We start from the raw sequence: 12,688 nt of genomic DNA on the forward strand, positions 1-12,688 counted from the left end.
GGACACGTTATGGGTGACAGCGCACGTAGTGACCATCTGGCACTCAAGGACGAACAGTTCGTTCGGTTGGCGGACTACCCGCAGCTGCAGTCGATAGCGTGGAGTCTCCGCCCCGATGCGAAGATCAGCGAACTGGATGCTCTGAGCCTGTACGAGCGAAACTGGCGTCACGTTGGTGAACTGGGTGAGTACGAGAAGGGCTTCGTGCAGTACCTCGCGGATCGCTACAGCAGCGGGCGTCTTCTTGTTTAGACGGAAGCGACATTCCGCCATTTCGCACCTTCTTCAAGCCTTCGATGCCGATCTCCTGTCGAGCAAGCACTGCTACTTCGGCGGCGGCACCGCGATTGCTATGCGGTTCGGTGAACAACGTTTGTCGACGGATATCAACATGATCGTTTCGGATCGTGTGGGGTACCGAGAACTGCGGGGCGCCATCTCCGAGAACGGAATCGGAGCCATAAGCCAAATTGTTGACGGCGCTCATCGAAAATGCTCACCTTCGCTCAGCGAAAGTGCTCACCCGGTAGCGGTGATCACTGTAGCGGTTGACGGGTCCCGGTGACGGCTTTGCGGAGCTTTTCCGAGCGTGCATTGTGGTCGCGGAGCCGGTAGGAATCACCGGACATATCGAGCACGACCGAGCGATGCAAGAGACGGTCGAGCATGGCTGCTGCGACGGTGTCGTCGCCGAGCACCGTTCCCCACGAACCGACACCACGATTGCTGGTGATCACGATCGATGTCTTCATATACCGTTGCGAGACAACCTGAAACAACGCCGACGCCGCCTCACCGGGCAACGGCAGATACCCGAGTTCGTCGATCACCAACAGTGTCGGCCCGGCGTAGAACCGCATCGTCGTCGCCCACCGACCTTCGATCGCAGCCCGATGACATCGAGCGGCGAGATCGGCGGCGGTGGTGAAATACGTCCGATACCCAGCGTGTGCCGCGGCCCGCGCCAATCCGACCGACAGATGCGTCTTGCCGACCCCAGGCGGTCCGATGAGCAGCACGTTCGTCGCGGTCTCCAGATATCTGCAGGTCGCGAGCTCATCGATCAGCTTCTTGTCGACGCCGGCGGCGTTGTCGAAGTCGAAGTCCTCGAGCGATGCCGGTGTCGGCAGGCACGCGAACCGCAACCTCCCGGTCAACCGCCGCGCTTCGGTGGCAGCAACCTCGATCGACAACAACCGCTCCAACGCCGCCGTCATCGACAGCTCCTCCGCCGCTGCTTGGTCGAGGACCGCCGGCAACGCTTCGGCCGCATCAGCGAGTTTGAGGACCCCGAGATGCCCACGCAGGCGTTGGTAAAGGCTCGCAGCTTCGGCGGTGTTCGGTGTGGGTAGCCGATCGGCAGCGTCGCGGGCTTTCGGTGTGTCACTCATGAGAGAGTGTTCCTTCCCCGTGCAGCACGCTCGTAAGCCGAGAGGTCGATCACATCCGAAGATGCTGTCGTAGAGCCTGATTCGGTCTTCGCTGTGTTGGCTACCGAACTATCACAGCGGCTGGCACGTAATTCTTCTGCTGCCCTGAGCGCATCGGGTCCTGGTGGTATCCGTTCTTTGCGGCGGTGCGGTCTACCGGTGTTCGCGGTCGCCATCGCGAGTCGTTCGAGCGCGACGACGTGGCCGCTGTCGCGGACGATCATTCCCAGGCCATCGGCGGCGACCGCATGCCGGGCGACAGTGATCCCGGAGGCGGTGACGATGTCGAGATGGCTGCCACCGACCGGACGGGTGACGGTGACCTGCGCCGACGCCAACTCCGGCGGGACCGAATACTGATTTCCGCGGTAGGACACCAACGCCTGCCGCGACTCCGTCCGACTGTCACCGAGAATCACCGGATACGCCGTCGCCGGCGGTGCCTGCAAGGGCTCGGCCGCTGCGAGGTCGGCGACCGTGCTGGTCCCGTCCGGGGTGTGGCGAGTGCGACTGTCGGAGATGACGGCACAGAAGTTGTCGAGATGAGCTTGGGCCTGCTCGACGCTCATGTCCGGTAGCGACCGCCACCAACGCTGCGCTGCAGTATGATTCGCCTTCTCCACGACACCTTTGCGATTCCCCCTCCGCGGAGGGCAGATCGCGACCGAGACCCCGTAGTACTTCGCGACGCCGGCGAAGCTGGCGGTCACCGCACCCGACTCGGGGTAACAGACCGTAGCCATCCGGTCGAAACGCCAGACCCGGGTGATGCCGCCGAGAGCGCGAACGACACGGTCGAGGTTGTCGACCAGATGCGGTTGATCCATCGACGGGGTCAACACCGCCCGCCACTTACCCGAATGCGCGAGGGAACCGACCCACAGGTGCGCTGTTCTGCCCCAACCCCATTCAGTCGGCGGGTTCGGTAGATCGACGTAGTCCCATTGAGTTTCTTCACCCGGTGGGTGGTCGATGATGGCGTTGGCTGGGTCGGTTGCGGTCCTGCAGGACATGCAGATCGGGCGTAGTTTCTGTTGCCGGATCTTGCGGGTCATCGTCGGATAGGACAGTGCGAAACCGAGTGCCAATAGTTCGTCGAACAGAGCGACCGCCCACAGATGCGGGTCTTCGATGAAGCGATAGCGGATGTAGTCGACGAAGTCCTCGAACGGGTCCGTCGTGGACTTCCGTCGAACCCCGGGGGTGGTGATTCCGTTGATGTAGTTGCGGACGGTTCGGCGGTTGCGGCCAGTATGGCGGGCGATGTCCGAGATAGACATGCCCCGGTTGTGCAGTGCGGATATCTCCATGTCCTCTTCCCATGTAAGCATGAGATCGCGGGTCTCCTTCGGGACGCTGGTGTGTGGTCAGAGACCACCAGCATCGGAGGAGACCCGCCCTCATTGGCGGAGCCACACGGGTGAGCACTTTCAGAGATCAGAACTGGGCACTTTCACTGAGCGCCGTCATTGTGATTCCAGCGCTGCGGAACGTGGTCACTGATCAGTTTGGGATCCAGACGCTGCTGGACTCCGATGACGGACCCGTGAGGTTCAAGATCGTTTACGAAAGCCGTATCTCGCTTGACTTTGCCACTTCTGAGGACGCTGTGTGTGGAGTGTCAACACTGACCGTGGCCGATATGGTGGCGACGAAACTCCTTGCAAACGACGATCGATGGACGGACCACTCCGTCTACAGTCGCGATCTGATCGATCTGGCCATGTTGTCGGCCGATCCTGACAGTTGGAATGCCGGTTCTCGCAAGGCCGCCAGCGCGTACGGGCCCACAGTCCAAGCCAAACTGAGACGCGCTTCTGAATGTTCGTTAGCCAATCCAACCTGGCTGAAAACTTGCATCAGCCAAATGCAGGTCGACGTGTCCGTAACCGACCTCTGCGATCGCATAGAGAAACTTAGGTACGCTTTTTAGCACACGATAGTTTTGGAACGCGCTGCTCAGCAACAGCAGTACCGAACGCGACCGCGCGCGTGCGTGCGGCAATTGTCGGTTGGTCCCGAATGTCGGTGGTCCTTCGTATGCTCTCCCCATATTTCGAGATCGGGAGGGCGACAACTGAGATGATGGAGCGTAATTCGGATCGAGCGGTGCGAACGCTGTCGCTGGAGGAGCTGCTGCCACATCGACGCGACGCGCTCATCTGGAAGTACTCACGCGTACACCAGTACGACAGCATTGAAGCTCTGGTAATTGAAGCCAGTTCGGAGCGATGTGGGTGGTCGCATGGTGCAACACAACCGCTGTATACCGAGGCCGTACTCGGAACCGACGAGTTGTACCACCTTGCCTGTCCGGGGGAACCACTGGCTTGCTGTCGCCCGACGTCGGCTAATCCGTCACCGCCTGAATTCACGCATTTCGAATGGCGGGGTGGGTGGTTGGGCCCTGTAGAGGAGAGATTTTTTTCCTCACAGTTCGACCACGAAATCTTCGCGGGCTTCGGATCTGGGGAAATGCGCTGGTCGTTCAAATTGACGGACGAGGCGATGTCGCCATGGTTGGTGCCGATGCAACAACGCTGTTACGCGGGGACTACACGGCTCGAGTGGCCAGCGACTCTTGGTTCGTCGGCTCTAGGCCGCGTACGACGCACTCTCCTTGACGCGCTCGGGCACGCCTGCCACGCGTGCGGTGGCGGATTGGCGACTGTCGTTGACCACGACCATGTCACAGGCCAGATTCGCGGTCTAATCTGCCGCTACTGCAACGAAAACGTGGATAACTGCGGACATGTGCGCGATTGCCGTTGGGCGGATTACTTGAACTACCCACCCACGTTGAGGGTCGGAATCGACATCAAATATCCCGATCGTTCTCGTGATCGTAAACATCGGGAGGTCCGAGTCTCCCTACTCGGCTTCGATCCTTTTCCCCCAGAGGGGGATGCTGTTGCCAACTAGACTGCGGCCGGTGGCCACCACAATTCACGGAGGTTGTCCGGTCCGATGAGCGGCGAATCAGAGCGCATCGTGGTCCGCCTGCTCTCCCCCACCGGTCCGGTCGTTGTCCAGCTCCCTATAACGCCTGCCGATACGCTGCGCGCGGACGAAGTAGACGCAGTTCTTCGCATGAAGGGCGGGAGACCCGTTCGTACGGTCGATGATCTTCTCGGCGACAACCATCTACTGGCATTGCCACTGGAGAGTGAACTGGTATTTCCGGCCTTTCAGTTCGATCACAGCGAGCATCGCCTGTACCCAGTTGTGGCCTACGCGAACGAGCGTCTTTACTGCGGTGATGACCCTTGGGGCGTTCTCGACTGGTGGTATACCGCCGAACACATTTTTGATGATCAACGACCCGTGGACTTGGTTCGCAGCGGCGAGTTGACGGAGCAACTCGTCGACCGATCCATAGCCGCAGACAGCAGCGGAATGTGCTGACGCGGAGAAAATTCAAACCCAGTTCGCAACCGAAACCCCATCGATTGCACGCCGCCTTTCGGAACAAGCGAGCACCCGCGAAGGTGATCTTGTCATAGATGATTGAGCCTATTGATGTACTCAGAGCCGAATTTGGGCGGCTGGTCGGTCCAAAACGTCTGCTGATCTTCGGTTCTTGGGCTGCTCGGTATCTCGGCGTGCCTGGATTGCCCTCGCGCGACATTGATGTGTTGTGTCTTGGTGATCCCAGCCTGCGGCCTGCTGTCTATGCGGCTGCGGATATTTCGGAAATTCGTCTGCGAGACGAATGCGCCTTGTCGATACCTGTGAACCCGATTGTTCGATCGTACGATTCTTGGTTGCGGCGTGCCGACCCTTTGCTGCGCGAGATCCAATCGAGTCCATGCATTGTTTTGACACCTCCCACCTGAACAGCTCTACGGCCGTTGCTCATTCGGACAAATGTCGTGCATGTCGCCAACTCAAAGCTTGCCCTAGGTTCTGTGCGAGCCACAGAGAACCGGCGAGGGAGCCACGGGGGGAACAAGGGTGGGAACCACGGGGGAAACAGGGCGGGAGCCAACGGGGAAACAGCGTGGAATTCCGCGATGAACAGCCCCGTGAACCAGCGTCGTGCACAGTGCGACTATCCACCGGGAAAGCAACACTGAAGCCGCTCTGAAATCCTCAATTAGGCTATGCCACAATGTTTTTGACGTTGTCAAGAGGTTGGATTTGCCTTACGGTTTCGGCAGGGCCAATGAGCTAGCCCCACTGGTCTGACAGGCCCGACGAGTCATCACCCACTGTTACGAACTTGCTGTCCTACGGAAGCGAAGCAGGAGTGAAGACACGTTTCTGACCAGTGGAATCCACATACAACCGCACACCACGCATAGGAGAAGTAAAGATGGCAACAATCGGAGAACTCGACTCGTTTCCAGCCCGCTGGCCGTCAGGGTGGACACTCATCCACATCGAAACCGAGCAGAAGCTCGACGGCATGGGCCAAGATGCGCAGCCCAAGGTCAACAAGGAGGGCATGCCGGGCTGGGAAATCAAAGCCATCGCGAACACGCCCGACGGCAAGCGGCTGATGAAGTTCACAGTCTGGGATCACGCGACACCCGCGCTTCCCGACTTCGCGCCGATTCGACTTGTCGGCGATGCGCTCGTTATCCATTCATGGGCTACGGCCGGAAAGAACGGAGCTCGAGGCGGATTCTGGTACGAGGTCAAGGGAGTCGAACCGCTCGAAGGCCTCAGCGTGACCCCACAGAAGAAGACTGGGACCGCCGCATGATGCTGGCCGCTTGGGTGGCCATCTTGGTCGGATTCTTCGTCTACGACTTCATGGCATCACGGGTTCGTAAGTTCGAGACAGATGCCGATCACCAGATTCGCGGTCGGCTGCATTCTGAACACGAGCTGCTGTTGGAGCCCCTCCTGGACGCCTCGACCTCTCCCGACACTTGGATCGAGTTTTGGTCGCGGTTAGGTCTAGTGCACGAGCAATCCCTCTCCGACGAGATCGACTACCCATTACCGTCCGATGCCTACTCGACGAACAGTGGCAGCGCGATCGCAGTCGTGAAGCTCGTGCGCGGGCAGACCCATGACCATTTTGCGCGAAAAGCTCGCGAGTTGGCAGTCATGCTCGTTGCACCGCGCGGCGTGAGGATCGTCGAAATCGACTCAATACACGTCGGAATCGAAGTACTGAACCCTGTCGATCCTCTGGGGTCGCCTGTCACAGTGGAATCGCCAAGTCCCATGATCGACTTCAGACTGACGATCGGGATCACCGACCGCGGAGACGCAGTCCTCGATCTTCGTGAGCGAAGCGGGTGGTTGGTAGCTGGTTCGCCAGGCTCAGGGAAGTCTGGCTCGTTACAAGCGATCACTGCCTCACTGTGCGCGTCAGCCGCCGTAGAAGTTGCCGTCATCGACGGCAAGGGCGGAAGTGAATGGGAGTGGTTGCGTGACAGAGCGTTTAAGTATTGCTCGGAGTCATCGAGCCTGGAGGACATCCGATCAGCAGTGGAGGACGTCCATTCTCTTATGGTCGAACGGTTGCGGACAGTACGTGCAACCATCGGACGACCAAACATCTGGAGTGACGGAGTAGGACCCACCGATTCTTTTCCGCTCATTGTCACGTTGGTCGACGAGTGCCAATTCCTGTTCGACCAAAAGATGTCAATCGGGGCCGCCGAGAAGAAGACCCGCGAAGCCATTACGGCCTTGGTCACGGATCTACTTCGCCGAGGTCGATCCGTCGGGTTCCTCACAGTGCTGGCCACGCAGAAGCCGACAACCGATGCCATCCCGAGCGCGATTCGAGAGAACTGCGGAATACGAATGAGCTTTGCCGTTTCCACCGATGACGCTGGCGTGGCTGCATTAGGCGATTCTGTTCGATCGTCATCCACGACCCCATGGCAACTCCGACTCCCGAAGGATCGGGGGATCTGCGTCACGGATCTCACTGAGAACGGCTTCGAGAGGGTGCGGTGCTTCTTCATGTCCGAGGAACACGCTCGCGATTGCGTTCGCTTGGTCAAAGCCCGCGACCCCCAGCATTTGCTGGCATCACAGTAAAAGGAATCCCATGTCCACAAACAACACATTCGAGGCCAACAACTGGCCTGTCACCATACGGTCTGAGGTCGCAGCAACTGCCCAGCAAACGCGAGCCAGGGCGCGCAGAGTAGCACTCGTTTTCGCGCTGATTGCGTTCTTTGCGGTGGTCGTACTGACATCATGCGGTCGACGGGACGAGGCAGGCGATGCGGTTTCCCCCTCGGCTCCGTCCGATGTCGAAGCGCAGACGGTAGAGCTGCGATTTCCTACACCTCCTGGCACCTTCTGGGATCGCGGGTACTGCTGGTTCGACAGCGACGGAGTTCGTGAGATCCGGGACATCGACGGAGGTTCGCCTCTGCTGCTCCTCTACCGCGGGGAGTACCCGCTCGGGTCGCAGTGCCGGTCGGCGCCGTAAGTGAGCACTCCACATCGCGTCCGGCTGAAATGCAGCCGATGCGGAAAACAGTTAGGCCTGGTTCACCCTCCTGCTCCACCGGTACCGGTGCTTTGCGCAGGTTGCCGAAACAACGTCACCACCGAGAGGACTACGAAGTGAGAACGATCAAGGATTCAATGATGCAGGACCCGCGGCCGAACGGAGATTGGAGCGACAACCCCCTGCTGACCGCTCAAGAGGTGAGCCACATCACGTCGATACCAGTCAGCACTCTTCATGATCTGGCCGCGCGGCGGGAAGCATATCCAACGCTGCCGAACGACGGTCCGGTTCACGTGAGGCTTGGGCCCAGGAGGCGACGCTGGTTGCTCTCGGATGTTTCTGAGTTCCTGAACTCGCGACGAGTGACGGGGTAACGCACATGTCGATCACGAAAAAACAGACGACCAAGGGTGCTCGTTGGGTTGTCGAATGGCGGCTACCCGGGCGAATCAAACGCAGACGCACATTCCAGACGGAGCGTGAGGCACGCCTGTTTCAGGCCGAACAACTGACTGCTCACAGTCACGGCGTCTACTTCGACCCGCGGCGCGGCAACGCAATCACCCTGGCCCACGCGTACACCTCCTGGCTCGCAACACGGCAGGATCTCACCCCGAAGGTCCGACGAGGCTACGAAGACTGCTGGAGACTTTCGGTGTCGGTATTTGCCGATTGGCCGGTGAGCAAGTTGGACCGGGCGAGCATCCAGAACTACGTGAACACGATGCGTGACGTGGGCCCGAGGACCCAGCGTTGGCGACACAGCGTCCTGAAAATGGTCCTCGATCACGCAGTCAGCGAGGGGTGGATTGCCAAGAATCCCGCAGCGAAGACCATCTTCCCTCCTCTGATCGACCAGCAACATGTGTATCTCACGTCCGCAGAGGTCGATGCGCTTGCGAAGCTCTGCGGGCCACAGGGAGACGTGGTCACCATCTTGGCCTACACGGGCATGCGGTTCGGAGAGTTGATGGGACTGAATGTCGAAGACGTCGACTTGGTCGCTCGACGAATTCGCGTTCGACGTTCGATCACGCAGGTTGGCGGACGGTTAATCGTAGGCGCTCCGAAGTCCAAAGCGGGGAAGAGGTCGATCCCTATTCCGAGGAAGCTGGACACCATTCTCCGCGCGCGGATAGAAGGCCGCGTACGAACCCAACCCGCTATCGCATCACCCAAAGGGTTTCGGCTGGGTCGGGAGAACTGGGTCCGTTCCGTTGACTGGCGGGTACGCACGACTCAGATCGGTCGGCCGACGCTGCGCATTCACGATCTACGTCATACCTACGCGAGCCTGGCGCGTTCGGCTGGTGCCGATTTGAGGCTTCTACAGAAGACGATGGGCCACGCTTCGATAACAGTGACGGCTCATACGTACGCCGATCTCTACGACGGTGAGCTGGACGCCGTGGCTGAGGCGTTGGACTCTTTGTAGAGCCGCAACGGCGTCACGAACGAAGCGGTGGCCCACTCCTGGCCCACCAAATCGATAGAAATGTCAGAGAAAAGCCAGTTGAACCGAGCAAGAAGCTCGCTGACCTGCACAAACGATGGTGGCCAGAGTCGGGATCGAACCGACGACCTTCCGCTTTTCAGGCGGACGCTCGTACCAACTGAGCTACCTGGCCGGGCGGCACCGGTGAAACAATGCCATCGCAATGCCGGTGCTTTCACACCGATTCTGCGACCCTGACGGGACTCGAACCCGCGACCTCCGCCGTGACAGGGCGGCGCGCTAACCAACTGCGCCACAGGGCCTTGCTGTTGTTGCCGCGCTATTTCTAGCGCACCAACTCTCCGAACTGCAAATCTGCGTCTCGCCGGAGCGAGATGAAGAATGCTGTACTGCACATCGGATTGTCAATCCGATGCTTTCCTGCGTACCCCCTACGGGATTCGAACCCGCGCTACCGCCTTGAAAGGGCGGCGTCCTAGGCCGCTAGACGAAGGGGGCCCGCCGAATTGCTTCGACGCTACCCTCAACGGCGTTCCGTTGGGAGCTGGGATAGCTTAGGACACTTTCGCTGTAAATCTCAAACCGGCAGGTCAGAGGCAGTTTTTGCCTCGTTTTCGCCGAACTGCTCCCACCCGTGGAGTTCGAACTCGGCCAACCAACTATCCGACGCCATGGCAAGCAGCACGATCTCGACGGACTCCTCGAACCGCTCGCGTAGATCTGCGTTGTCGGCCACCAGATCCGACATGTAACGCTGACCCGCCATCGACGCGGCGAGTACCCGCACGAACTTGGCCGCGTCGAACTGCGGCTTGAGGTCTCCCATCGCCAGCGCCCTCTCGGCCTGTGCGTACCCCTGAGCGCCCCACACCCGGCCACCACCGGAGTGCACCTCCGCGTAGAACTCGGGCTCGACGATCAGCCGGAATTCTGCACGCACGATCACGTCGTTCTGAAAGTTCTGCGCGATGTCGTCGACGATTCCCTTGATGACGTAAAAGGGATGCGCGGTCGAATCCGCCCATTTCTCGGAGATTGCGACATAACGGTCGAGTCCGGCCGCGAGCACCGCTCGGGCCAGGTCTGCCTTGGACTGGAAATGGAAGTACATCGCCCCCTTGGTGGCGTTCGATCCTTCCAAGATGGTGTTGACGGACGCAGCCGCATATCCGCGCTTGGCGAATTCCGCCGCCGCTGCCTCGACGATTGCCGCCCGGGTCCGCCGTGCGCGCTCCTGTTGTGCCATTTACTCCGTGCCTCCGAGCCCAAGCGCCCTGCATATCCACAGGTAGTACAAGTAGAGAGTACTTCACCCGAACGACACGCGACTCGACTCACCTGCGGTCCGCTACGACGCGTGCAGCCGACAGAAAATTCGGTTGGGCAACTGAAACAAGCCGAATGGTATTGTTCACCCGGCTCGAGTGCGCTGCAGGGGGGTGCGCACTCGAGCCGCTCACGTACGTCCGCTCGGGCCAGGTCGGCACCGCCGTTCGAGCCACAACGCCGATACCGAGCATGCGTACGAATTCCGCCGAATGGCCGCCGGTCTCCCAGAGCCGGAAAGCAGTTGAATATCGAATTACATTCTGCACGAGCATCTCTCGAGGCACCTTCGTTTGCACCGCTCCTTAGCGCATGAAAAATGTTGCTGATCAATCGAATACGGCAAACCCGCTCCGTGAGGTCACCAAAAGCACTGTCTCATAATCGATATCAGCGGCGAAACGGTAACGGTTTCGACACATTCTCGGAATAGCCGAAGACGTAGACCACCTCGGGCATAGCGTGATGCGCATCACACATGATGCTTCGGCCGATCGGGGACGGGTGCACGCCATGAATCTATCGATCCGCGTATGTCGTTCGATGACAGTACTACTCGTGTCGTCGGCCTTGACGTTGTCGACCGCGCACACCGTCGCCGCCGACCCACTGACGAACTTCCTCGATCCCGTCGCCGATCCCGCCCTCTACCTGCCGACCCCACTCGGCGAGCCGTTCTTCGACCCGCCGGCAGGATTCGAGGAGCTCCCGCCCGGATCGGTTCTCGGCACCCGACGCGTGAGCGTGGGGCCGCTGTTCACCCCGGTCATATCGACCCAGATCCTCTACCGCACAAGCGATTCCAAAGACCGACCCGTCGCAGCGGCAACGACCGTCATCGTGCCCGACGCACCCTGGGCCGGTCCCGGCACGCGTCCCGTCGTCGCGTACAACATGGCCATCAACTCACTGGGCAACACCTGTGCACCGTCGTGGACCCTGCCCCGAGGTATCGCCCGGGAGATTCCAGCGGTGCAGGCGTTCCTCGCCAAGAATTATGCAGTGGTCGTCACCGATCACGAGGGTCCTCGGCAGGCGTACGCGGCCGGGCGCATGGCCGGCCATGCGGTGCTCGACGCGTTGCGCGCGATGGTGCGCCTCCCCGAACTCGGGTTGCCCGCGTCCTCCCCGATTGCCGTCACAGGCTATTCGGGCGGGGCGATCGCCACCGGATGGGCCGCTCAACTCGCCCCGTCGTACGCGCCGGAGGTCAATCTGGTGGGCGCGGCCTTCGGCGGTCCACCGACCGACTACCGGATTCTGCTGACGTCGATGAACGGCAACGTCGCGTCGACGCTGTTCCTGTCCGCAGCGCTCGGAGTTGCCCGCGAGTATCCCGAGATGTTCTCCCTGATGAACGCCAACGGACTGCGCCTGGCGACCGTGGCCAAAGATCTCTGCATCACACTGCTCGCTCCCGGCGGACTGGTGGCACCGATACCGGCCCAGGCCCTCTCGGACGTGCCGAACGTCGACCGGACCGAGATCGCCGAACGCATCATCGCCGCGACCCGGATGGGCGGTGATCTCGCCCCCACCGTGCCCACGATGATCTACCAGGGCCGTCAGGAATTCTGGATCCCCCGGGAAGGTGCGGAAACGCTGTACGACGAGTGGTGCGCACACGGTGCCGACGTACGCCTCGAGGAGTACTTCGGTGAACACCTCGTCGTCGCGATCAGCGGCATTCCCGGTGCGTACTCCTGGATCGACGACCGCCTGGCCGGTATCCCCGCGCCGCAAGGCTGCAGCAGTTTCGGGCGCTGACCCCCGAAACGCGGTGCCGGGGGTGCATGACCGACACGGCTGCACTGCCCATTACACTTTCGATCCGCGCCCCTATAGCTCAGTTGGTAGAGCTACGGACTTTTAATCCGCAGGTCGTAGGTTCGAGTCCTACTGGGGGCACCACACACCCTTCCGCCGAACTGCATTCGGCGGCACCCGGTCCGTACACTCGGGGTAACGATCGGCCCGTCCGCAGCGACGTGCAGGGAGAACTGCAGCAGTCGCGAAGATCCCCACATCGGCCGATGTCGGTCGTCA

Annotated in this window: 13 protein-coding genes and 4 tRNA genes; 11 read left to right on the forward strand and 6 right to left on the reverse strand. The window is 60.5% G+C overall.

Annotated features, from left to right (window positions below):
• The first annotated feature begins 9 nt into the window (after nt 1–9).
• Together AB0P23_RS14280 and AB0P23_RS14285 are read left to right on the forward strand one after the other, a co-directional pair.
• Nucleotides 10–252, forward strand: coding sequence for a hypothetical protein (locus AB0P23_RS14280; RefSeq protein WP_363797944.1), 243 nt, complete (start codon nt 10–12; stop codon nt 250–252).
• Complete coding sequence (locus AB0P23_RS14285; protein ID WP_363797946.1) at nt 185–565, forward strand: nucleotidyl transferase AbiEii/AbiGii toxin family protein; 381 nt, start codon at nt 185–187, stop codon at nt 563–565. Before AB0P23_RS14280 ends, AB0P23_RS14285 begins: the two co-directional genes overlap by 68 nt.
• Here the strand turns inward: AB0P23_RS14285 and istB are convergent.
• Complete coding sequence (gene istB, locus AB0P23_RS14290; RefSeq protein WP_363797947.1) at nt 537–1,391, reverse strand: IS21-like element helper ATPase IstB; 855 nt, start codon at nt 1,389–1,391, stop codon at nt 537–539. The two genes, AB0P23_RS14285 and istB, sit on opposite strands and share 29 nt — an antisense overlap.
• Complete coding sequence (locus tag AB0P23_RS14295) at nt 1,388–2,761, reverse strand: IS21 family transposase (protein WP_363797949.1); 1,374 nt, start codon at nt 2,759–2,761, stop codon at nt 1,388–1,390. The genes istB and AB0P23_RS14295 overlap by 4 nt, the downstream gene beginning before the upstream one ends.
• Nucleotides 2,762–2,850: 89 nt before the next feature.
• On the opposite strand from AB0P23_RS14295, the gene AB0P23_RS14300 reads away from it, so the two are divergent.
• The 7 genes from AB0P23_RS14300 to AB0P23_RS14330 all read left to right on the forward strand — a co-directional run bounded on the left by AB0P23_RS14300 (nt 2,851) and on the right by AB0P23_RS14330 (nt 9,295).
• Nucleotides 2,851–3,363 (forward strand): nucleotidyl transferase AbiEii/AbiGii toxin family protein, encoded by a 513-nt coding sequence (locus AB0P23_RS14300; protein ID WP_363797951.1) that lies wholly within the window; start codon nt 2,851–2,853, stop codon nt 3,361–3,363.
• 596 nt (nt 3,364–3,959) lie between these two features.
• On the forward strand, nt 3,960–4,352 hold the full coding sequence (locus tag AB0P23_RS14305) for an endonuclease domain-containing protein (RefSeq protein ID WP_363797988.1): 393 nt from the start codon (nt 3,960–3,962) through the stop codon (nt 4,350–4,352).
• Nucleotides 4,353–4,397: 45 nt separating this feature from the next.
• Complete coding sequence (locus AB0P23_RS14310) at nt 4,398–4,835, forward strand: hypothetical protein (protein ID WP_363797953.1); 438 nt, start codon at nt 4,398–4,400, stop codon at nt 4,833–4,835.
• Nucleotides 4,836–4,933: 98 nt separating this feature from the next.
• Nucleotides 4,934–5,266, forward strand: a complete 333-nt coding sequence (locus AB0P23_RS14315) for a hypothetical protein (protein ID WP_363797955.1) — start codon at nt 4,934–4,936, stop codon at nt 5,264–5,266.
• A 479-nt stretch (nt 5,267–5,745) separates the two neighbouring features.
• The gene (locus tag AB0P23_RS14320) at nt 5,746–6,138 is read left to right on the forward strand and encodes a hypothetical protein (protein WP_363797957.1); all 393 of its coding nucleotides are present in this window, start codon (nt 5,746–5,748) and stop codon (nt 6,136–6,138) included.
• Nucleotides 6,135–7,436 (forward strand): FtsK/SpoIIIE domain-containing protein, encoded by a 1,302-nt coding sequence (locus tag AB0P23_RS14325; RefSeq protein ID WP_363797959.1) that lies wholly within the window; start codon nt 6,135–6,137, stop codon nt 7,434–7,436. Before AB0P23_RS14320 ends, AB0P23_RS14325 begins: the two co-directional genes overlap by 4 nt.
• Before the next feature lie 803 nt (nt 7,437–8,239).
• Nucleotides 8,240–9,295, forward strand: coding sequence for a site-specific integrase (locus AB0P23_RS14330; protein WP_363797961.1), 1,056 nt, complete (start codon nt 8,240–8,242; stop codon nt 9,293–9,295).
• 116 nt (nt 9,296–9,411) lie between these two features.
• Here the strand turns inward: AB0P23_RS14330 and AB0P23_RS14335 are convergent.
• The 4 genes from AB0P23_RS14335 to AB0P23_RS14350 form a co-directional block, all read right to left on the reverse strand.
• Nucleotides 9,412–9,488: transfer RNA gene (locus AB0P23_RS14335), tRNA-Phe, on the reverse strand.
• Between the two features lie 56 nt (nt 9,489–9,544).
• Nucleotides 9,545–9,618, reverse strand: a tRNA-Asp gene (locus AB0P23_RS14340).
• A 123-nt stretch (nt 9,619–9,741) separates the two neighbouring features.
• Nucleotides 9,742–9,814: transfer RNA gene (locus tag AB0P23_RS14345), tRNA-Glu, on the reverse strand.
• 79 nt (nt 9,815–9,893) lie between these two features.
• Nucleotides 9,894–10,562 (reverse strand): TetR/AcrR family transcriptional regulator, encoded by a 669-nt coding sequence (locus AB0P23_RS14350; protein ID WP_363797962.1) that lies wholly within the window; start codon nt 10,560–10,562, stop codon nt 9,894–9,896.
• A 623-nt stretch (nt 10,563–11,185) separates the two neighbouring features.
• Here AB0P23_RS14350 and AB0P23_RS14355 point away from each other — a divergent pair.
• Both AB0P23_RS14355 and AB0P23_RS14360 read left to right on the forward strand, forming a co-directional pair.
• Nucleotides 11,186–12,409 carry a lipase family protein gene (locus AB0P23_RS14355; protein WP_240935262.1) on the forward strand — a complete coding sequence of 408 codons (1,224 nt, stop codon included), beginning with the start codon at nt 11,186–11,188 and terminating at the stop codon, nt 12,407–12,409.
• Between the two features lie 68 nt (nt 12,410–12,477).
• Nucleotides 12,478–12,553 (forward strand) — tRNA-Lys (locus tag AB0P23_RS14360).
• Nucleotides 12,554–12,688: the final 135 nt, after the last annotated feature.

The organism is Rhodococcus sp. NPDC077669 (assembly GCF_040686915.1).
Classification (GTDB): Bacteria; Actinomycetota; Actinomycetes; order Mycobacteriales; family Mycobacteriaceae; genus Rhodococcoides; species Rhodococcoides fascians.

Bases quoted from the DNA above. Each gene is read 5' to 3' on its own strand.
- AB0P23_RS14280 (WP_363797944.1), top strand. From the start codon at position 10: ATGGGTGACAGCGCACGTAGTGACCATCTGGCACTCAAGGACGAACAG.
- istB (WP_363797947.1), bottom strand. From the start codon at position 1,391: ATGAGTGACACACCGAAAGCCCGCGACGCTGCCGATCGGCTACCCACA.
- AB0P23_RS14295 (WP_363797949.1), bottom strand. From the start codon at position 2,761: ATGCTTACATGGGAAGAGGACATGGAGATATCCGCACTGCACAACCGG.
- AB0P23_RS14305 (WP_363797988.1), top strand. From the start codon at position 3,960: ATGCAACAACGCTGTTACGCGGGGACTACACGGCTCGAGTGGCCAGCG.
- AB0P23_RS14310 (WP_363797953.1), top strand. From the start codon at position 4,398: ATGAGCGGCGAATCAGAGCGCATCGTGGTCCGCCTGCTCTCCCCCACC.
- AB0P23_RS14315 (WP_363797955.1), top strand. From the start codon at position 4,934: ATGATTGAGCCTATTGATGTACTCAGAGCCGAATTTGGGCGGCTGGTC.
- AB0P23_RS14320 (WP_363797957.1), top strand. From the start codon at position 5,746: ATGGCAACAATCGGAGAACTCGACTCGTTTCCAGCCCGCTGGCCGTCA.
- AB0P23_RS14325 (WP_363797959.1), top strand. From the start codon at position 6,135: ATGATGCTGGCCGCTTGGGTGGCCATCTTGGTCGGATTCTTCGTCTAC.
- AB0P23_RS14330 (WP_363797961.1), top strand. From the start codon at position 8,240: ATGTCGATCACGAAAAAACAGACGACCAAGGGTGCTCGTTGGGTTGTC.
- AB0P23_RS14350 (WP_363797962.1), bottom strand. From the start codon at position 10,562: ATGGCACAACAGGAGCGCGCACGGCGGACCCGGGCGGCAATCGTCGAG.
- AB0P23_RS14355 (WP_240935262.1), top strand. From the start codon at position 11,186: ATGACAGTACTACTCGTGTCGTCGGCCTTGACGTTGTCGACCGCGCAC.